Annotated in this window: 14 protein-coding genes; 2 read left to right on the top strand and 12 right to left on the bottom strand. The window is 66.5% G+C overall.

Features of this window, described 5'->3' with window-relative positions; genetic code table 11:
• Nucleotides 1-6: 6 nt before the first annotated feature.
• The 9 genes from ACODTB_RS11425 to ACODTB_RS11385 all read right to left on the bottom strand — a co-directional run bounded on the left by ACODTB_RS11425 (nucleotide 7) and on the right by ACODTB_RS11385 (nucleotide 9,510).
• Nucleotides 7-444: a type IV pilin protein gene (locus ACODTB_RS11425; RefSeq protein WP_291112181.1), complete on the bottom strand. Its 438-nt coding sequence runs from the start codon at nucleotides 442-444 to the stop codon at nucleotides 7-9.
• Between the two features lie 29 nt (nucleotides 445-473).
• Nucleotides 474-3,635 (bottom strand): pilus assembly protein, encoded by a 3,162-nt coding sequence (locus tag ACODTB_RS11420; RefSeq protein ID WP_488929347.1) that lies wholly within the window; start codon nucleotides 3,633-3,635, stop codon nucleotides 474-476.
• 155 nt (nucleotides 3,636-3,790) lie between these two features.
• Complete coding sequence (locus ACODTB_RS11415; RefSeq protein WP_291112184.1) at nucleotides 3,791-4,552, bottom strand: pilus assembly PilX family protein; 762 nt, start codon at nucleotides 4,550-4,552, stop codon at nucleotides 3,791-3,793.
• Nucleotides 4,549-5,340, bottom strand: a complete 792-nt coding sequence (locus ACODTB_RS11410; RefSeq protein WP_291112187.1) for a PilW family protein — start codon at nucleotides 5,338-5,340, stop codon at nucleotides 4,549-4,551. The genes ACODTB_RS11415 and ACODTB_RS11410 overlap by 4 nt, the downstream gene beginning before the upstream one ends.
• A gap of 11 nt (nucleotides 5,341-5,351) precedes the next feature.
• Complete coding sequence (gene pilV, locus ACODTB_RS11405; RefSeq protein WP_291112190.1) at nucleotides 5,352-5,936, bottom strand: type IV pilus modification protein PilV; 585 nt, start codon at nucleotides 5,934-5,936, stop codon at nucleotides 5,352-5,354.
• Nucleotides 5,937-5,963: 27 nt separating this feature from the next.
• Nucleotides 5,964-6,533 (bottom strand): GspH/FimT family pseudopilin, encoded by a 570-nt coding sequence (locus tag ACODTB_RS11400; protein ID WP_488929346.1) that lies wholly within the window; start codon nucleotides 6,531-6,533, stop codon nucleotides 5,964-5,966.
• Between the two features lie 109 nt (nucleotides 6,534-6,642).
• A complete protein-coding gene (gene nrdR, locus ACODTB_RS11395; RefSeq protein WP_291112203.1) occupies nucleotides 6,643-7,092 on the bottom strand; it encodes a transcriptional regulator NrdR in 450 nt (149 codons plus the stop codon).
• Nucleotides 7,093-7,126: 34 nt separating this feature from the next.
• Entirely contained in the window at nucleotides 7,127-8,371 is a 1,245-nt protein-coding gene (gene glyA / locus ACODTB_RS11390; protein ID WP_291112206.1) for a serine hydroxymethyltransferase, read from the bottom strand.
• 242 nt (nucleotides 8,372-8,613) lie between these two features.
• Nucleotides 8,614-9,510 (bottom strand): lytic transglycosylase domain-containing protein, encoded by an 897-nt coding sequence (locus ACODTB_RS11385; RefSeq protein WP_291112209.1) that lies wholly within the window; start codon nucleotides 9,508-9,510, stop codon nucleotides 8,614-8,616.
• 709 nt (nucleotides 9,511-10,219) lie between these two features.
• On the opposite strand from ACODTB_RS11385, the gene ACODTB_RS11380 reads away from it, so the two are divergent.
• Both ACODTB_RS11380 and ACODTB_RS11375 read left to right on the top strand, forming a co-directional pair.
• Nucleotides 10,220-13,882, top strand: coding sequence for a DUF748 domain-containing protein (locus tag ACODTB_RS11380; RefSeq protein WP_488929345.1), 3,663 nt, complete (start codon nucleotides 10,220-10,222; stop codon nucleotides 13,880-13,882).
• Between the two features lie 112 nt (nucleotides 13,883-13,994).
• Nucleotides 13,995-16,718 (top strand): DUF349 domain-containing protein, encoded by a 2,724-nt coding sequence (locus ACODTB_RS11375; protein ID WP_291112215.1) that lies wholly within the window; start codon nucleotides 13,995-13,997, stop codon nucleotides 16,716-16,718.
• 3 nt (nucleotides 16,719-16,721) lie between these two features.
• Here ACODTB_RS11375 and ACODTB_RS11370 read toward each other — a convergent pair whose 3' ends face one another.
• The 3 genes from ACODTB_RS11370 to ACODTB_RS11360 are packed head-to-tail and all read right to left on the bottom strand — an operon-like array spanning nucleotide 16,722 to nucleotide 18,945.
• The gene (locus ACODTB_RS11370; RefSeq protein ID WP_291112221.1) at nucleotides 16,722-17,570 is read right to left on the bottom strand and encodes a M90 family metallopeptidase; all 849 of its coding nucleotides are present in this window, start codon (nucleotides 17,568-17,570) and stop codon (nucleotides 16,722-16,724) included.
• Nucleotides 17,571-17,589: 19 nt separating this feature from the next.
• Nucleotides 17,590-18,408, bottom strand: a complete 819-nt coding sequence (locus tag ACODTB_RS11365) for a UDP-2,3-diacylglucosamine diphosphatase (protein WP_291112224.1) — start codon at nucleotides 18,406-18,408, stop codon at nucleotides 17,590-17,592.
• Between the two features lie 30 nt (nucleotides 18,409-18,438).
• Complete coding sequence (locus ACODTB_RS11360) at nucleotides 18,439-18,945, bottom strand: peptidylprolyl isomerase (protein ID WP_291112226.1); 507 nt, start codon at nucleotides 18,943-18,945, stop codon at nucleotides 18,439-18,441.

Raw genomic sequence — 18,945 nt, 5'->3', positions numbered from 1 at the left:
AGCTTATCAGCGGTTCCAGCACTCCTGCGCCGTCAAGGGAGCGGGCACGGCCGCCGTGGCCACCTGGGTTCGCACGCCGGCGTGGGTCATCTGGAAGATCGCGCATGGGTCGGTGGCTTGCGCACCATTGGGTGTGGCCCGCAAGGTGAAAGTCCCGGCGGTCAGCACGGGCAGCGTGATCGCGTAACGGCCACCTTCCACTTGCAGCACGCCGGCGGGAATGGCGGCGGCAGCCGGATAGGTGCCTTGCGCGGTCGCTGCGCGTTCCAGCCACTGGGCTGTCTGTAGCAGTGCGGCTCGCGCGTTGGCCCGGTGTGTCCGCTGCACGTACTGGTTGTAGCTGGGGAACGCGATGGCAGAAAGAATGCCGATCACGCCGACGACGATCATCACCTCGATCAGCGTGAAGCCCAATGTCCGCGAGCGAGCGTGACCGTGTTTCATGAAGTCGTTTCCCTTGTTCATTGAGGAGGTTATCGGGCTTCTCGCCAGTCGGCCCGGGCGCCAGGAACCGTGCCTGTCGTCAACGTCTTTTTCACTGTGCACAACTGGATGGCTGGATTGCAGGTGGGGGGAGGGCCACCGCCACCAGGTCCATTGTTGCTGTTGACGAACGAGATGAGGTCCAGGTTGCCGTCGGACTTGTTGATGCTGATGTACTCGCCGCTGCCGAACCGTGTCCGCGTGGCCTTGGCCATGTTCATGGTGGTGTCGGTGGTCGAGAACACGGGCGTTTTTGCAGGCGCGCCCGAGACCATGTTGAAGACGTTGATCCAGTTGTCTTCGGTCACGGTGTCGAAATCGCAGGTTTCCCCGGAGGCGCCAGTTTTCGGCACGTTGCTGCCAATGATCACCTTCTGGCCTTCGAAAAGCTGAGGGTTGGACAGCACCCTTTCGCGGGAGGCAGGAAGGTCAAGGTACCAACCGCGTTTGGCGGTGTTGTCGGCCCGGGAGTAAGCGATGGTGTTCTCGGACGTGTTGTAGTAGTCCGTGGCCACCTCGGCGCCGCTGGCCGTGCTCGTTACAGCGCCCACCACCGTTTGCTGCACCAGTGCCGAGCGGCCCGTCGTGATGTTGCCGCCGTCCACGGCGGTCAGCACGCCGCCGGGGAACGTGTAGGTACTCTTGTCCCAGAGGGAATAGATGGTCTGGACGCTGGTGTTGGTTCGGTCCGCGTCCTGCATGTTCCGGCCCGTGCCGAACAGCACTTGCACGCCGCCCAGAGGATGTGCGATCCACAGGGGAGCGGCGCTGATGGGCTGCCGCGTGGACGAAGCGTCCTGCGCTACATAGAGGGGGGTGCAGTTGGTTGCGTTCTTGCAGGTCGTGGTGCCCCCTGACCAGTTGCTCACGCCCCACTGTGAATCGGTGGTGTGGGTCAGATTGAACTTCCAGAGGTTGCCTTGCAGGTCGCCCGCATAGGCCACGTCCATCTTGCCATCGCCGTTGACATCCACCAGTCGGGGAGCGGACAGTCCGTTGGATTGGGCGGTGGTGGAGTTCGCGACGATTTTCAGCAGCTCTTTGCTGCCATCCAGGTACTGGATTAACAGCACGGGGCGTTCGTTGCTGCTGTTGACCCCGTTGCCCATGACGGCCGCCCAGCGGCCATTGTTGAGTTTGACGATTTGCTCGGAGCGCGCGCCTGTGACCGGGTCCACCACGGGGACGGCGTAGATGTGGCCCACATCGGCGTCGGTGCCATCCGTCTTGTCCATCACCACGCCTGTCGCCGTGAACGTGGATGGGTTGCTCGCGAACGCCACGGGGTTGGTCACGTCCAGCACGAAGTAGCCCTTGCCGCCGCCGGCCAGGCCCCCAATCAGCATGGTCTTCCAGGTGGGCGTGGCGCCGTTGCCAGTGCCGCTGCCGCTGGTGTCCACATCTCCTGTGAAGGGGTGTCCATCGACAAAGAACCTGTGGCCGTAGTTTGTGAGGGTGTAGTTGCGCAGGTTGGCATAGACCCCCAGGGGCACATACGCCATGAGCTCCTGGCCGGTCGCGGCGTTGAACGCGTGCAGCATGCCGTCGTTGGCGCCCACGTACAGCACGGCCGTGCGGCTGGCGTACGTGGAGCGGAAGGCTGCGTGACCCGTGTGCTCGAAGGACATGCGCAAGGGCCGGCCCGTGTGCCAGATGTTGGAGTTGACGATGTCGCCCAGGCGAGAATCGCGCCGCCGCAGGGAACCGCCGTTCTGCACCTCTTGCGTGCGATCACCCCGCAGGTAGTTCACCCGATTCGTCCCCACGGTAGCGCTGTCGACGCCTTGGATCGCGGTTTTCTGGGCATCCGAAAGGTTGGCGAAAAGGAATGGGGTACCCACGAGGGTGTCGCTGCGGGTGGTCAGCACCAGTCGGTTCGTGACGCTGAAGGAGGCTGCGTCGAGCTGGCTGGCGGCGGTCCAGGTGGGCGTCGAACTGACCACGTTGGTGCCTGCGGCAATGGTGTAGGCCCCCAGGTCACCGCTCCATCGCTCGGAATTGAACCCCGCGACATAGGCAAAACCATCCGTGCGCAAACGGCTGGAACTGCTGGCGATGCTGACCATCGGGTTGGCCGTCTGCGTCAGGATGTCGTCCAGAATGCCTTGAAAGGCGGAGACCAGTGCCGCGGCATTGGGGGCGGGCACGAAGCGGCCGCGGCTGTTGAGGGCGGCGTGCCAGAGTTCCACTTTCCGTTCGTTCTCGCGCGCGTTGTAGCCGGAGCTGCCGTCGCAGGCCGAGTTGCTGCCTGTGCCGCAGAACGGCGATGGCCAGTTGGTGGTACCGCGGATCAGTGGAGCCAGGCCAGCGAAGGTGTCGCCGCTGAAGGTGGGGGCGCCCGTCCAGGTGGCCGCGTCATTGAAGCCGATGGTGTAGTTCACCATGTGCTGCCAGGTGGCCGGGTTGTTGCGCGGGTTCCAGTAAGACTCGAGCGAAGCGGGGTTGGCCGTGGTGCCAAAGTTCTCGGCGGGGAGCTGATCCTTGGGGCTCTTTCTCACGTTGTTGGTGAGCCCCGGCTGCAGGTCACGGGACCAGTAGTAGAAGGCCAGGTCCGACAGCGCACTCAGGTTTGTGTGGCCCCAGTTGTCCCTGTAGAGCCGCGTCTGATCCGAGGTGATGGAGTACGCTGTGCCGTCCGGCAGTGTGAGGGCGGTGCCGTCAGCGTTGCCACCGCGCGTGATGCGCACGTAGTCCGGCCCCGAGGTGTCCACGTGGTTGTTCGTGTTGCTCGCCTCGGCGCTGTTCCAGCCACCATCGGTCATGAAGATGTGAAACGATTTCCGGCATGACAGCAGTGGTGTTTCCTGCGTCCCGGGATTGGCCGCCCACGGGCTGTTGATGCCGAGATCGGTTCGGCTCAGGTATTTGCCCGCCTCGTCGATCATGAGGTGGGAGGGCGTGCCGTTGTTGGGTGTCAGCGTGTTCACCCAGGTCATGAAGTTGGTGCGGTGTGTGCCCAGGAGTGGGCGCATGCCGTTCAGGCTGCCACACGCCGTGCTGTTGCTGGGAATGCCGCGGCAGCGGTTCATGGACTGCCATGCCAGGCGGATCCGGTCGTCCGGCACGTTGGTTTCCGCAAAGGTCTGCTGCAAGGCAGATTTCAGGGTCGCGATCCCCGTCGCGCCCATGCTGCCGGAGTCGTCGACCGACACGATGATGTTGGGTGAAGGCTCCCGGCCCGCGCCAGGTGGGGATTGCGCCAGGTTGAGCTGGGCGGCGCCCAGTGGGCCGTGCAACGATGCGAGCGCCAGGCCAGCGCAGGGAAGCCAGGATCGGGGATGCAGCTTCATGGTGATCTCGCTGAAAATCAAATGTTCTGGTTCTGCGGCCGAGGCACGAAGATCGAGCGCAGCCAGACCCGCGTGCCGGGCTTCATGCCTTGGACGAACGCCGTGATGCGGTACACATAAGGGTGCTTCCTGTCCGGAATGGGCACGTTGCCTGCCGCAGCGACGATGCCACCTGCGTCGGTGTACCGGAACACCTCCACCCAGTACCAGGCACGGGGCGCGACGACCGGAGCCACACCGGGACGCGACCACGACAGCAAGGGGTTGCCGGCGGCGGCCGGATTGAGGCCCGTGAATTCTCCGTATCGTGCGGCCACTGACGCAGTGCCAACTGCGGCGGTCATGGCGGCCAGGTTGGTGGTCCAGTTGACTGCGGTCAGGGTCGTCACCGTTGCCGGGAGGCAGATGCCCTGAAGGCACCCGTTGGTGCCGCCGGCGACGCGCGTCTGCAGCAGGTCCAGGTCGTCGTCTTCCTGGGGGAAAAACGGCTGGTTACCCAGGAAGTTGCGGCACCCGACATAGCCTGCTGTGGCGTTGCATGGGGTGACGTTGTCGATCCGCAAGCCGCGGATGTCGCGCTCTGCATCGCGAACAAGTGCCTCTGCGGCAGCGAATGCCCGCTGGTAGTCGCTCTCGCCACCCACCAGGCGCTCATTGAGCCAACCCAGGCGCGTGCTGCTCAACACCACGATGGTTCCGAGCAGCAGCATCACCATCACCACGATGAGCGAGATGCCTTGCTGAGAGTGCTTCCGCAAGGGAGACGAATGGTGTTTCATAGGCCTTGATTGCGGATCTTGAAGATGCGAAAGAAGACACGGCGGATGCGCCCATCGTTCGCGACGTTCTCTCCATTGCAGCCCGTGATGTCGGCACCGGGGTTGTTGCTCATTTCACCCACGAGGCGAAGACACACCTGCACGGTTTCCACTTGGTCCCAAGGTGCGGGAACCAACGCAGCGATGGCTGTGGCTGTCCGGTACTGCAGGTTGTCGCCGGTCCTGACGCCATACTGGATCTGGAAATCTTCCATGCCCTGGAGCAGGGCGAACGGGGTGGCAGAACCAGAGCCCAGGCAGCGGAGTTCGTTTCCGACCACAGAGAAAGTGCTGGAGATGTTGTTGGCTACCAGCGTCGGGGCTCCCAGGCAATCCATGCTTTGCAGCACTGGATCGGTGTCGTAGCTCACTTGCAACGTGTCGGGGGCGTTGTCGGCGCCGTCGGTACCTCGCAGCACCAGTGGTGAACTGGTATTGGGATTGGTGCCAAAGCCACCGTAGGCACTGTTGAACTCCACATTGGCGTTGCCCGCCAGAGGGTTCACGATGCGTCGAGCACCACTTTGCCGGATGTGGTGGCCGAGTGTCCGGAAAGCGTTGGAGGCGTCCTGCTGCAGCCGCGAACTGTCGCCCACCGCGACAGATGAGGTGCGTGTATATACAAGGCTGCCGATGGCAGCCACCACCACCAGCAAGCCGATGCTGATGCCGATCAACAGCTCCATCAGGCTGACGCCCGACTGGTGACGGCGTCCATGAAGCGAAGGGGGGCGTGATGAAACAGCCATGTTGTGCTCCCTCATGGCCGGATGTAAACCAGGTGGCAGATGAGTCCCGCAGGGCAGGCGACACCTGCCACGCCCGTGCCTACCGCATTGGCGGCATCGCGGATGGCAATGGCATCGGTGAACAGCGTAGCCTGGGCGCCGGTGGCTTCTGCCTGGTTTTTCGCCTGGGTTTCGTTCCAGCCGATCAGGACGCCAAATTGCGCGTTGTCGGTGTTGGACTGGAACACCCGGGCATCGCCACCGGGTAGCACGCGGGCCAGGGAGGCTTTCCACTGCACAAGGTCGAATGCCGCCAACTGCGCGCCATTGCAGGCGGCATTGAAGCAGTTGACTGGCGCCGCCGCCACGGCACCCCAGGCGGCCAGATACGGGCTAGCGGCGGGCGGATTGATCCGGATGGGTGAGTTGGCCTGCATGCGGTCCAGGAGATCATCTGCCATCTGCAGAGCGATGGCGCGGGAGTTCGTGGTGCGGGACTCGACCAGCGTTCGGGTCTGGATGCCGGCCATGCCCATAATGCCCAGGGCGAGCACCAGCAGAGCGACCAGGGCCTCAATCAGGCTGACGCCACGTTGGGAGGATGCCTTGTTGTTCATCGTGCGAATTGCATGGTTCGGACGTCGTCAGGGGCAGGTGGAGGCGTTCTTGACCGTGCGCAGGCGGGTGCCCGCCGTGAAGCAGATCAACTGGCCATTGGCCGCCGCCATGCCCGTCGGGAAAACCTCGAACCGCTGATCCACCTGCGTGACTTGGCCGAAGCGGTTGATCACGATGAATTCGGGGTTGGTGCTGTTGCCTTTTCGAACCGTGACGTTGGGGGTCAAGGACACCTCCTGCGTGGCGGCTTCCGCGTTATTCATGGTGTTGTTGCCGTCCAGGTCGGCGAACACCCGCCAGCCGCAGCTCCAGTCCTGGTTGTTCGCCAGGGCGAGGCCGCAACCCGTGGTGCGGCGGATGACCATGGGTGTTCCCATCCGGATGGCCTCTTCGCGGGCGAGGGTCACGGAAGAGGTGAACGTTTCCCGCACCGAGTCCACCCGGAATCGGCGAAACATGTCAGTGAAGCTGGGTGCTGCAAGGCCCGCCAGAATGGCGACGAGCGCGACCACGACCATCAACTCGATGATCGTGAAGCCGCGTTCTGCCCACAGGGGGACAGGCGTGGCTCTCTGGGGCGCCGCAGCAATGTACATATGCTTACTCTATCGATGGAAGTCGCAGAGTCCGGGCTGGGCCGACCGGGCTAGTGAATGGCCCGACGGGCGGAACGGGGGTATTTCTGACCCGTGAGATCGGGCACTTTCAGCGCCGGACTTCGTCCACCAAGGCCCTGAATTCGTCGATGTCTTCAAAGCTCCGGTACACGCTGGCGAACCGGATGTAGGCCACTTTGTCGAGCTTCTTCAGTTCCCGCATCACCATCTCGCCCAGCCGGGCGGCGGGCACTTCCCGGGCACCCAGGTTCAGCAGCTTTTCCTCGATGCGCTCAATGGCCGCGTCGACCTGCTCGGTGCTGACGGGCCGCTTGCGCAGGGCCAGCGCGAACGAAGCCCGCAGCTTGGCCGGCACGTAGTCCACCCGGCGGCCATCCTTCTTCACGACAGCCGGGAAGCTCACTTCCGGCCGTTCGTAGGTGGTGAACCGCTTCTCGCAGTGGCCACACTGGCGGCGGCGGCGGATGAAGTCCGCGTCTTCCGAGACGCGGGTTTCGACCACCTGGGTTTCAAGATGGCCGCAGAACGGGCATTTCATGCGGAGGGCACTCCCGTTGTACGGCCTGGGAACATCACTTGTAGACCGGGAAGCGGGCGGTCAGGGCATTGACCTTGGCGCGCACGGCGTCGATGTTGGCCGGGTCGCGTGGATTGTCGAGCACGTCGGCAATCAGGTTGGCGGTCAGCCGCGCTTCATCGTCCTTGAAGCCCCGAGTGGTCATCGCCGGCGTGCCGATGCGCACGCCGCTGGTGACCATGGGCTTTTCCGGGTCGTTGGGGATGGCGTTCTTGTTGATCGTCATGTGCGCGCTGCCCAGCACCGCTTCGGCTTCTTTGCCGGTGATGCCCTTGGCGCGCAGATCGACCAGCATCACGTGGCTCTCGGTGCGGCCGCTGACGATGCGCAGGCCGCGCGAAGTCAGCGTTTCCGCAACGATGCTGGCATTTGTCAGCACTTGCTGCTGGTAAGCGGTGAATTCGGGTGAAAGCGCTTCCTTGAAAGCAACGGCCTTGGCCGCGATCACGTGCATCAGCGGGCCACCCTGCAGGCCTGGGAAGATCGCGCTGTTGAGGGCCTTTTCGTGTTGGGCCTTCATCAGGATGATGCCGCCACGAGGACCGCGCAGGCTCTTGTGGGTGGTGGAGGTCACCACGTCGGCATGAGGCACCGGGTTGGGGTAGACGCCGGCGGCGATCAGGCCAGCGTAGTGGGCCATGTCCACCATGAAGATGGCACCGACGTCCTTGGCCACCTTGGCGAATCGCTCGAAGTCGATGCGCAGGCTGTACGCCGAGGCGCCCGCGATGATCAGCTTGGGCTTGGTCTCGTGCGCCTTGCGCTCCATGGCGTCGTAGTCGATCTCTTCCTTGTCGTTGAGACCGTAGGAAACCACATTGAACCACTTGCCGCTCATGTTGAGCGCCATGCCGTGGGTGAGGTGGCCGCCTTCGGCCAGGCTCATGCCCATGATGGTATCGCCGGGCTTGAGGAAGGCCAGGAAGACGGCTTCATTGGCGGAGGCGCCGCAGTGCGGCTGCACGTTGGCGGCTTCGGCGCCGAAAAGCTGCTTGACGCGGTCGAGCGCGAGCTGCTCGGCCACGTCCACGTACTCGCAGCCACCGTAGTAGCGCTTGCCGGGATAGCCTTCGGCGTACTTGTTGGTGAGCTGCGTGCCTTGTGCGGCCATCACGGCCGGCGAGGCGTAGTTCTCGCTGGCGATCAGCTCGATGTGGTGTTCCTGGCGGGCGTTCTCGGCCTGGATGGCGGCAAACAGCTCGGGGTCGGTTTGCTGGATGAGGATGTTGCGGTCGTACATGGCAGTCCTTCAAGACGTGGAACCTTGCGCGGTGACAAGGGCTGCCCAGGCGAACGGCTGAACACCCGCACCCCTTGAGGCCGGGCGGCACGCTTCCCAGTGGTTGTCCCTGAAGACGATCACAGATCGGGCAGGGGGGCCACGTCAGCGGCAGCCGCCGACAGAGATGTGTCGGGGTGCGCGCCTATCGCCAGTTGCGTACCCGGCTAGTTTAGCCGAGGCCGAGAGGCCGGTTGGCGAGGTCAGGAACGGGTGAGCGGCGCGCCAGGGGGAAGGGCGTTCGGCGCGGCCGGGCCCTCGGCCTCGATTTCGGCTGCCGGGGCGGCCACCGGGGCCGGGGCAGCGGGGGCCACCACCGTGGTCGGGCGCGCTTGCGGCACATAGCGCTGCATCGGCTTGCCCAGCGCCACGCTCTGGATGCGCATGTGTTCGGCCATCACCTTGTCGATGTACCAGTTGCCGTCCGTGGTCACCGCGCCGACGTACAGGCGCAAACCACCCTCGACCGAGCCGGCGCGCTTGACCGCGTCCTGCAGCACGCGCGCGCCCACACGAAGGTTGGACACCGGATCGAACGCGGCCAGCTGCCCGCCGAAGTCGTTGTACTTGTCGGTATGAACGCGGGTCAGCACCTGCATTAGGCCCTGCGCGCCCACCGGGCTCTGCGCAAACGGGTTGAAGCGGGACTCGATCGCCATCACGGCCAGGATGAGCGTGGGATCGAGTTTGGCTTTCTCGCCGACCTCGAAGGCCTCCGCCACCAGCGCGCTCAGGGGCTCAGGCGCCACGCGGTACTTGCGGCTGAGCCAATAGGTCACATTGGCCTGCTGCTTGGGCAGATCGCCGGGTTGAGCGGCGGTCACGCGGTCGACCGCGCTGGGCTCGGCGGCGTACACCGCATCCACGCTGGCAGCTTCCTGGCGTTCCAGCAGCCAGCCCAGCAATTGCTCCTCGGCGCTGGCACGCAGGTCGGCGCGAGCACTCAGGGTGATCAGTGCCACGGCCGCCAGGGTGCCCAGCAGGGCCAGGCTGTTGTGGGTGATGTCGAAGAAGCCCTGGTAGGCGTCGCCAACAGCGGTTTTGAAGGATGCCACGGCACCTGAGGTGCTCTTGGGTGGCGTTGCGTCTTGCGCGGTCATGTCATCGCTCCTTTCTGCGCCGGTCTCGCTCGTGGGAGCTGGGCCGACTGGATTGGTCGCCATCGACGGCCCGACCCAGAGGGTGGAGCGGTCGAGTTAGCCTGGGTGGCAGCGGTTCGGGTTTACCCTTCGGTGGGCAAAGCTGGCGCATCCTATGGGCTTATTAATATCGAGTCAATGTTTATGAATCGTTTTAAGCCTACTTTTGGATATAAACAAGTGTGAGCAAACGTAAGCAAAAGGGCTTTGCTAGCGGAAAGCCTTGAGCCTGCAAGGCCCGCGGATGGCTGTCGGTTCGATGACCGTTTGTCGGGCAGTGACCACCTTTCATGTTCCAAAACGTGATTTTGGGGTCGTCAAATGGTCGTTTCAGGCGCGATTGAAAATCTGCATGAAGAACAGGTCATGCGGCCTTGATCCGGGGCGGCAAGGGGAGTAACCTGCAGTGGCCTGTCTGAAGACTGGCATCAGCTGACGACGCGGCGAACCGCAAGTCAGTTTCCAACGGGAGCAATCTGTTGCTTCCAGGCTGGAGAGACATCCAACTCCCTCCGCCAAAACCGACGGCATGAGCATCTAGCCCGCCGTCAACCCCGGCAGGCCCTGCTTGCCGGGGTTTCTTGTTTCTGGGGGACTCTATATAGGTGTGCGCTGCCGCACCCCCTCAGTTCGACGACACTCGTGGATCCGTTGGCAAGCGAACGCACGAATGAACAGCTTTTTTTCCCAGTGGTCTCAAGGTCGGTGGGCTCGGCGCCTGATGCTGGGCCTGCTGGGGCTCCTTCTGCTCTGGCTGGTGACCTGGCTGGGCATGCCGCCCTTGCTGAAATGGCAATTGGCCAAGCAGGCCTCGGCCGCGCTGGGACGCCAGGTGACGGTGGAACAAGTTGATTTCCGGCCGTGGTCCCTGGAAGTGGCCATCGAGGGCTTGCGCGTGGCCGACGCCACAGGCGAGGGCGAGCAGTTCACGCTGGATCGCCTCTACGCCAACGCCGAACTGCAGTCGCTGTTTCGGCTCGCGCCAGTGCTCGACGCCCTCGTGCTGGAGCATCCCAAGCTGAAGCTGCGCCACCTGGGCGAAGGCCGGTACGACGTGGACGACGTGCTGCAGCGCTTGCGCCCGAAAGACGATGAGCCCCCGTCCGACCCAGCGCAGTTCGCCCTGTTCAACATCAACCTGTCGGGGGGGGAACTGACTTTCCTCGACGACAGCGTGGGCGTCACGCACCAGCTGAGCGGCTTGTCGGTGGGCGTGCCCTTCCTGAGCAACCTGCCGTCCCGACGGGATGTGGTGACCCAGCCCAAGCTGGCTTTCGTGCTCAATGGGAGCGCTTTCGATTCGAGCGCCAGCACCACGCCGTTTGCCCAGACCCGGGACACCGATGCCAGCGTGGACATTCCCACCCTGGATCTCGCGCCTTACCTGCCCTACTGGCCGGCGACTTGGCCCGTCAAGCCCGAAGCCGGCGTGCTCCAACTCGCGCTCAAGCTGGCGTTCGAACAGCAGGACGCGCCGCGCCTCTCCCTCTCTGGCACGGCGGCCCTTTCGGATCTGCGGGTGGTCGAGCGGACAGGACCGTCCACCACGGCCGAACTGCTGGCCTGGGAACGCCTGGGCGTGACACTCAATCGCGTGGAGCCGCTGGCGGGGCAGGTGGATCTGGCCGCCATCGACTGGAAGTCGCCCACGGTGTCGATCTCGCGCGACGCGGCTGGGCTGCTCAACTTGCAACGTGTGGCGCAATCCTGGGCCGACCAGTCCAGAAATGCCGCGTCTCCTCCCACCCCTGCGCCCGCTTCGCCGTGGAAAGTGAGCGTGGCGCGCCTGAACCTGGACGGCGGGACCGTGCGATGGCGCGATGCCGGCACCCGGCCGGCCGCCCAACTGGCGCTGGAGGCCTTGAGCGTGCAGGCCCAGGCGCTGAGTTGGCCGATGCAGGCGCCGGTGCCCTTCGAGGTGTCCGCGCGCCTGGGCCAGACGCCGCTGTCGCTCAAGGGCACGGCCACCGACGCCGAGGCCAACGCGCGGGTCTCGTTGGGCGAACTGCCCTTGTCGACGTTCGCGCCGTACGCCGCCGGCGTGCTGACGCACGAACTCGACGGGCAGCTCGCCGCCGACTTCGATGTGGCCTGGCGGGCGGCCAAGGCCGATCAGCCCATGGGACTCCTGCTCAGCGCATCGCGGCTCGAGCTGAGCGAGGTGCGCCTGGGGACGGCCCGCCAGCCACAGGCCAGCCTGCGCCGCCTCCAGGTGCAGGACGCGCGCGTGGATCTGGCCCGCAGCACCGTGGCCGTGGGCAAGGTCGTGCTTGATCGGCCACAGGTGCGCGCGCAGCGCGACAAGGCGGGGCGTTGGATGGGGGACGGCTGGATGAAGGCATCGGATGCGCCCGCTGCAGCAGCACCCCCGTCGAAACCGGCCGAGCCTTCCCCGTGGCAGCTGACGCTGGCCGACGTGCAGATCGATGCGGGCACCGTCGCGCTCGAAGACCTCGCGCTGGCGCGCCCGGTCAGGCTCGACCTCAGTCAGATCAAGATGCAGGTCAAGAACCTGCAGCCCATGGCCCGCAGCCAGCCCGACATGCCGGTCTCGCTGCAGCTGCGCATGGGTGCGGCGCGAGGCAACCGCGCCGAGCCTGGCCGGCTCGCCCTCGACGGCTCGCTGCGCCTGCCCGGCAAGGGCGAGCGCGACGCCGAGAGCCTGCGCACCCAGCTGAAGGTGCAAGCGGACAAGCTGCCGCTGCATGCCCTGGAGCCTTATTTCGGCGACCGCCTGAACCTGGACCTGCTGCGCGCGGACACCAGCTACCGTGGCACGGTCGAGGCGGCATTGCCCCCGGCGGGTTTGCGGTTGACGGTCGCCGGCAACGTGGGGCTGGACGATTTCGCCGCCAACACGCTGTCGCCCGCCGAAGAGCTGTTGGCTTGGAAGTCCCTGCAGGTGCGGGGTCTGCGGCTTGCCATGGCGCCTGGCCAGGTCACCCGGGTGGCGGTGCAGGAGACTGTGCTCAGCGACTACTTTGCCCGCGTGATCATCGACGAGGCGGGGCGCATCAACCTGCAAGGCCTCGTGAAGCACGATGAGGCAGCGCCCGCGCCCCCGGGCGCCGCCGCCCCGGCGGCCACCGCTCCGCCACCGCCGCCTCCTGCCAACGCGAGCGCCGTGCCCGACCCGGACATCCGTTTCGGACCGATCAGCCTGGTCAATGGCCGTGTGTTGTTCTCCGACCGTTTCATCAAGCCCAACTATTCCGCCAACCTCAGTGAACTCACCGGCAGCCTGAGCGCTTTCGCCAGCGTGCCGCCGGGCGGCGCGCCACAGATGGCCGACCTGACATTGCGCGGGCGCGCCGAGGGCACGGCGGCGCTGGAGATCGACGGCAAGCTCAACCCGCTGGCCCAGCCGCTGGCACTCGACATCCGCGCACTGGTGCGCAATCTGGAGTTGCCGCCGCTCTCGCCTTACACCGTGAAGTACGCCGGTTATGGCATCGAGCGCGGCAAGCTCAGCATGGACGTGGCCTACAAGATCGAGCCCAACGGCCAGCTGACGGCCAGCAACCAGATCATCCTCAACCAGCTCAGTTTCGGCGACCGCGTGGCCGGGAGCGAGGCGCCCAACCTGCCGGTGAAGCTGGCCGTGGCCTTGCTGGCCGACCGCAACGGGGTGATCGACATCAACCTGCCGGTCAGCGGCTCGCTCAACGACCCGCAGTTCAAGCTGGCGCCCCTCATCTTCCGGCTTATCTTCAACCTGATCGGCAAGGCCATCACCTCACCGTTCTCCCTGATCGCCGGGGCCTTCGGCGGGGGCGGGGAGGAAATGAGCCAGGTGGTCTTCACACCGGGCAGCAAGGCGCTGGACGGTGAGGCCCGGCAGCGGCTGGACGCCGTGGCCAAGGCCTTGGCCGACCGGCCGACCCTGCAGATCACCGTGGTGGGGCATGGCGATCTGGAGGCCGAGCGCAGCGGCTACCAGCGTGCCCGGCTGGACGAGCGCGTGCTGGCCGAGAAACGCCGCCAGCTGGCGCGCGATGGCGCGGCCATCAGCGACACGCCTGCGGTGACGCCCGCCGAATACCCTGCCTTGCTCAAGGAGGTGTACCGGCGGACCGACATCCCGAAACCCCGCAACCTGGTCGGCCTGGCCAAGGACATCCCGCCGGCTGAGATGGAAGCCCTGCTGCAGGCGTCCATCCCGGTCACGTCGGATGCCATCCGCGAACTCGCGGTGGCGCGCGGCGTGGTCGTCAAGGACTACCTTGCAGGCCGGCAGTTGCCGGAAGACCGCATGTTCCTGGGCGCGCCCCAACTGGGCCGCCAGGGTGAGAAGTGGCGCCCGCAGGCCGAACTCAAGCTGGCGCCGCGCTGAGCATCCCGCGTGCGCGCGCCGGGCAGGGCGGGCACGCGCCAACTGCGGCGACAATACGCCTTGGTCGCGCCGTCGTGGTGCCGACAACCGAATCGATTGAGCCCCCCACTTCATGTCGCTGTTTTCCCTGCGCAAAGCCCCGTCTTCGTCCAACGCTTCCGAGTCTGCCGTGAACACGCCCACCTCCCCCAAGCCGGCCAGCCCCAACGCCGCCCACCCCCTGGATGCCGTCACCGGTGGCGCGTTCTCCGCGCCGACGTCGGGTGAGCGCGCCGCGCGCATCCGCGACTGGCTGGCCACCGGCCCCGCGCTCGAGCAGATGAACGAAGTGTTCAAGGAGCTCTCGCACCGCGACCGCGGAGCCGCCAAGCCCTTGAAGGAAAAGCTCGACGAACTCAAGCGCCAGAAGTCGCAGGAACAGATGTCGGTGGAGTGGGCGCAGAAGGCCCAGGGTCTGATCGACCAGCCGCGCCTGAACCTGGCCGACGCACTGGCCTGGCAACGCGATGCGGCACGCGCAGGTGCACCGCTGTCGCGCGAGCCGCTGGCCACCTTGCGCCAGGCGTTGGCTGAGCGCGTGAAGGCCATCGAAGACCTGCAGCACCGGGTGCAGGTCGAACGCGAGGCCGCCGTGCTGATCGCGCAGCGCATCGAGGTGCTGTCCACCAAGCCCTGGCGCGACGCCCAGCAGATCGCCGAGACGCTGCGCACCGATGTGGCGCAGTGGCAGCAGCAGGCAGGCGCCCTGGCGCAAGATCCCCAATGGCCCAGCGTGGACGTGAAGTTCCCGCCCATGCTCGACGCCTCGCGCCAGCAGCTGCAACTGGTGTGGGACGCTTTCGAGGCCGCTCTGAGCCAGACCGTGGCGGCCGATGCCAACCCCCAGGCGCCATTGCCCGCCGTGCCCGTGTGGGCCGACGAGCTGCGCGCCGCGCGGGGCCAGGACGTGAGCGCCCCGGCCGAAAAGGCACCGCAGGACACGCAGGCCCAGCAGGAGAAACGCGCCCGCGTGGTGGCCGAACTCGAACAGGCGCTGAGCGTGCTCGAGCGCGAGCTCGCCGAAGGGCACGGCAAGGCCACGCCCAAGGCGGCAGCCGACGTTCGCGGCCTGCTCAAGAGCCATGGCCGGCTGGTCCCAGCCGCGCTCGATGCGCGCGCCCAGGCGGCTTTGGGGCAGGCCGGTGAACTCGAAGGCTGGCAACGCTGGCGCGCCGACCAGCTGCGCGAAGAACTCGTGGCCAAGGCAGAGGCCTTGCTGCAAGCTCCCGAGGGCCAGCGCCTGGGCGGGCGCAAGATGCAGGAAACCCTGCGCAGCCTGCGCGACCAGTGGAAGACCACCGACCAGGGCGGCCAACCCAACCATGCGCTGTGGAAGCGCTTCGACGAGGCCTGCACCGAGGCGCACAAGGTGGTCGAGAGCTGGCTGGCGCAGGTGCGCCAGCAGAGCGAGGCGCACAAGGCGCAGCGCCTGGCCATCATCGAAGAACTCAAGGCCTGGACGCTGGCGCACGCCGACAGCAGCGACTGGAAAGCCCAGGTGCGTGAACTGCATGCATTCTCCGAGCGCTGGCGCGAAGCTGGCCACCTGAGCGAGAAGGCGTTTGCCGACATCCAGCCGGTCTGGAAAGACGCCATGCACAAGGCGCATGAGCGCCTGGAGACGGCGCAGGCCGAGAGCACCGCGCGGCGCAAGGCGCTGATCGAGGAAGCCATCGCGCTGGGCGCAGCGCCCATGCTGCGCATCGATGCGGTCAAGGCCCTGCAGCAACGTTGGCAGGCCGAAGCCCATGCCGTGCCGCTGGAGCGCAAGCACGAACAGAAACTGTGGGAAGCCTTCCGCCAGCCGATCGACGAAGCATTCGCCCGCAAGAGCAGCGAGCGCGAGAAGGCTGCCACGGCCCTGAACGCGCACGACCAGCGCGTGCTTGACGCCTCGCGCGCGCTGGAAGCGGCGAGCGCCAGTGGCGACGCGCAGCGCATCCGCGCGGCCATGAACGAGCTGGAAGCGGCCCTGGCGGGCCAGGCCCCCGCGCCTGCGCCAGCACCTGTGGCGCCGGCATCCGTCGAGCCAGCCGCAGCCAGTGCCGAAGCGGCGCCTGCCGATGCCGTGGACGAGGCCGCCGCCACCGAGGAGGCCGAGGCCTCGGTGCCGACGGCACCTGCCAAACCCGCCGCGCCGCCGAAGAAGCTGGTGGCGGTGCGGGGCGACGACCGACCCGGGATGAAGAAGGCCGAGCCGGCCGGCCGCGATGGCCGCCGCGGCGATCGCCCGGAGGGGCGGCGCGATGGTGCACCGGGTCGCCCCGATGCGCGCGGTGGACGCGATGCCCGTGGACCGGGTGCACCGTCCTGGCGTGAAGAGCGCGAGCCGCGTGGCCCCCGGCTGGGCGATGCGGCGTTCCGCGCGCAGCGCCAGGCGATCGAGGCGGCTCAGTCCAGCCTGCGCAAGCTCGCGGCGCAGGCCCACGGCGAGGTGCTCACGCAGCTCATGACGGCTTGGCAGCAGCGCGATGCCGAACAGCTTCCCACCGCGCAGGCCCTGGGCCCGCGAGTGAGCACGGCTCAGCGCGGCGCGTGGGCGTCGGCGGTGTCCAAGCCGGCGGCGCCCTTGCCGGGTGAAACCTTGCTGCGCCTGGAAATGGCCGCCGAGGTGCCGACGCCGGCCGAGCACCTGAGCGAGCGCCGCATGCTGCAGCTGCAACTGCTCACGCGCCGCCACGCCGCCGCACCGGCCGACACCTGGGCGGAGGATGTGGCCGCCGTGCTGGGCTCGAGCTTCGATTCGACGGCGGAGCGCCGTCTGCAGAACGTGCTGAAGGCGCTGCTCAAGCGCTGAGCGTCAACGCCCCGGGCGGAAGAAGCCGTCGTACAGCGGCATCAGTTCGGGGAACTCGGTCTCGAAGCGTGGCCGGTTGACGAAGTAGGCCTCGCAGGTCACGGCGAAGAACTCGGCCGCGTCCTGCGCGGCGTAGTCGTCCAGCCAGGGCGGCTCGCCGCCGAAGCGCTCGGCCATGGCCACCGCTTCGCGGAAACGTTCGAAGCTGTCCTGCATGGTGCGTTGCCAGATCGCGCGCGCTTCGCTGCGCTGGCGCGCGCCCAGGAAGCCCGAGGGCAGGGGCGGGGCCCCGTCGGGCGCTTCGCCCATCTGCATGTCGTGCATGTCCATCTTGTGCACGAACTCGTGGATCACCACGTTGTGTCCGTGTTGCGCGCGCTCGCCCGCGTGGGCCACGTCCTCCCAGCTGAGCATGAGGGGGCCCCGGTCCATGGCTTCACCGGCCAGCACCTCGTCGTAGTGGTGTACCACGCCCGCGCCGTCGGTGGTCTTGCGCCGCGCCACCACGGCACCGGGTTGCACGACGATGCCGACGAAGTCGCCATACCAGTCCAGCAGCTTGAGTGGGTCGCGCACCGGTTCGCCTGACACGCCATGCATGTGGAGCAGCGGCAGGCAGGCTTGCGCCGCGATGGCCAGCGCCATGGTGTCCGTCACGGCCAGGCCGTTGGCGCCGTGGAACTCCTTCTCCATCAGGAAGTGCGTGCAGAGCAGGCGAAGGCGCTGCAGCTCGGGCCCATCGAGAGCCGCGAGAAAGGGGTGGTGCGCCACGGTCTGGCGCCAGAGGGCATCCGGGATGGGGGTGGGACGGCGCAGCGCGCGGGGCAGCCAGCGTTGGAGCAGGTGGATCATGAAGGAAGGTGGAGGCGGCTCAGGGTCGCAAGGGCCGGCGGTGCAGGCCCCTCGCGTCCAGCCGCAATACCTCGGCGCGGGCCGGCCGCGCGCTCAGCTCCCAGTCGCTGAGCACGACGCGCTGAAGGCCGTCACCCAGGTCGTGGGTCGCGGGCCGGTGCGTGTGACCATGGATCAGCGTGTGGGCCTCGGCATGCCGCAGCCACGCCTTGGCGGCCTGGATGTCCACGTCGGCCCAGAGGCTGGGGTCGCTGCCGGTGCTGCGCTTGCGCGCCTCGCTCTGGGCGCGCAGCTCACGCGCGATCGCTTCGCGTTGGGCCAGGGGTTGTGCCAGAAAGCGGTGTTGCCAGGCGGGCTCGCGCACCTGGGCACGAAAGCGCATGTAGTCGGTGTCGGCCAGGCACAGGGCATCGCCATGGCTGAGCAGCCAGCGCTGGTCCAGAAAGACCAGCACGGTGGGATCGCTCAGGCCTTGCATGCCGCAGGCGTCGAGTCCGGCCGGTCCCAGGAGGAAGTCGCGGTTGCCGGGCATGAAGTAGACCGGTGCGTGCGCGCTGTAGGCCTGCAAGGCCTCGGCGCAGGCGCGCCAGAACGCGTGATCGGCCGACGGGGATGTGTGGGTGGAGAGCACGTCGTCGCCCACCCACACCTCGAACAGATCGCCCAGGATGAACAGCGCGTCGGCGCGCTCGTGCGCGGGGCGGCGCAGGTAGGCGGCCCACGCCTCGAAGGTCTCGGGCTCACCGGCCTGCAGATGCAGGTCTGAAATGACATCGACCGCTTGCCAGTTCGCGGGAGCGATGCATTCGGCGAAGCGGTCGACGGGTTGGGCGGTCATGCGGTGCAGGGGCGTTGCCGCCCCTGGCGATCAGAGCGCGACGGCCTTTTCGATCACGACGTCGTCCTTGGGCACGTCGTCGTGGAAGCCCTTGCGGCCGGTGGGCGTGCCCTCGATCTTCTTCACGATCTCGCTGCCCGAGACCACCTTGCCGAAGACGGCGTAGCCCCAGCCCTGTGCGCTGGGCGCAGTGTGGTTCAGGAAGCCGTTGTTCGACACATTGATGAAGAACTGCGCGGTGGCCGAGTGAGGGTCGCTGGTGCGCGCCATGGCCACGGTGTAGGTGTCGTTCTTCAGGCCGTTGTTGGCCTCGTTGGAAATGGGGGCGTCGGTGGGCTTCTGGGTCATGCCGGGTTCGAAGCCACCACCTTGCACCATGAAGCCAGGGATGACGCGGTGGAACACGGTGTTGTTGTAGTGGCCCTTGTTCACATAGGCCAGGAAGTTGCTGGTGGACAGCGGTGCTTTTTCAGCGTCGAGTTCCAGCGTGACGACGCCGTATCCGGCAATGTGCAGTTCGACTTGGGGGTTGGCCAT

This window comes from Hydrogenophaga sp. FG152, from assembly GCF_057809615.1.
Note: the sequence above shows the minus strand (reverse complement) of the source record. Positions and strands in the feature narration are given on the sequence as shown.

What these genes read in the sequence shown, in the direction of transcription:
- glyA (WP_291112206.1), bottom strand. Translation starts at nt 8,371, where the DNA reads ATGTACGACCGCAACATCCTCATCCAGCAAACCGACCCCGAGCTGTTT.
- ACODTB_RS11380 (WP_488929345.1), top strand. Translation starts at nt 10,220, where the DNA reads ATGAACAGCTTTTTTTCCCAGTGGTCTCAAGGTCGGTGGGCTCGGCGC.
- ACODTB_RS11425 (WP_291112181.1), bottom strand. Translation starts at nt 444, where the DNA reads ATGAAACACGGTCACGCTCGCTCGCGGACATTGGGCTTCACGCTGATC.
- ACODTB_RS11385 (WP_291112209.1), bottom strand. Translation starts at nt 9,510, where the DNA reads ATGACCGCGCAAGACGCAACGCCACCCAAGAGCACCTCAGGTGCCGTG.
- ACODTB_RS11360 (WP_291112226.1), bottom strand. Translation starts at nt 18,945, where the DNA reads ATGGCCAACCCCCAAGTCGAACTGCACATTGCCGGATACGGCGTCGTC.
- nrdR (WP_291112203.1), bottom strand. Translation starts at nt 7,092, where the DNA reads ATGAAATGCCCGTTCTGCGGCCATCTTGAAACCCAGGTGGTCGAAACC.
- ACODTB_RS11375 (WP_291112215.1), top strand. Translation starts at nt 13,995, where the DNA reads ATGTCGCTGTTTTCCCTGCGCAAAGCCCCGTCTTCGTCCAACGCTTCC.
- ACODTB_RS11400 (WP_488929346.1), bottom strand. Translation starts at nt 6,533, where the DNA reads ATGTACATTGCTGCGGCGCCCCAGAGAGCCACGCCTGTCCCCCTGTGG.
- ACODTB_RS11410 (WP_291112187.1), bottom strand. Translation starts at nt 5,340, where the DNA reads ATGGCTGTTTCATCACGCCCCCCTTCGCTTCATGGACGCCGTCACCAG.
- pilV (WP_291112190.1), bottom strand. Translation starts at nt 5,936, where the DNA reads ATGAACAACAAGGCATCCTCCCAACGTGGCGTCAGCCTGATTGAGGCC.
- ACODTB_RS11365 (WP_291112224.1), bottom strand. Translation starts at nt 18,408, where the DNA reads ATGACCGCCCAACCCGTCGACCGCTTCGCCGAATGCATCGCTCCCGCG.
- ACODTB_RS11370 (WP_291112221.1), bottom strand. Translation starts at nt 17,570, where the DNA reads ATGATCCACCTGCTCCAACGCTGGCTGCCCCGCGCGCTGCGCCGTCCC.
- ACODTB_RS11415 (WP_291112184.1), bottom strand. Translation starts at nt 4,552, where the DNA reads ATGAAACACCATTCGTCTCCCTTGCGGAAGCACTCTCAGCAAGGCATC.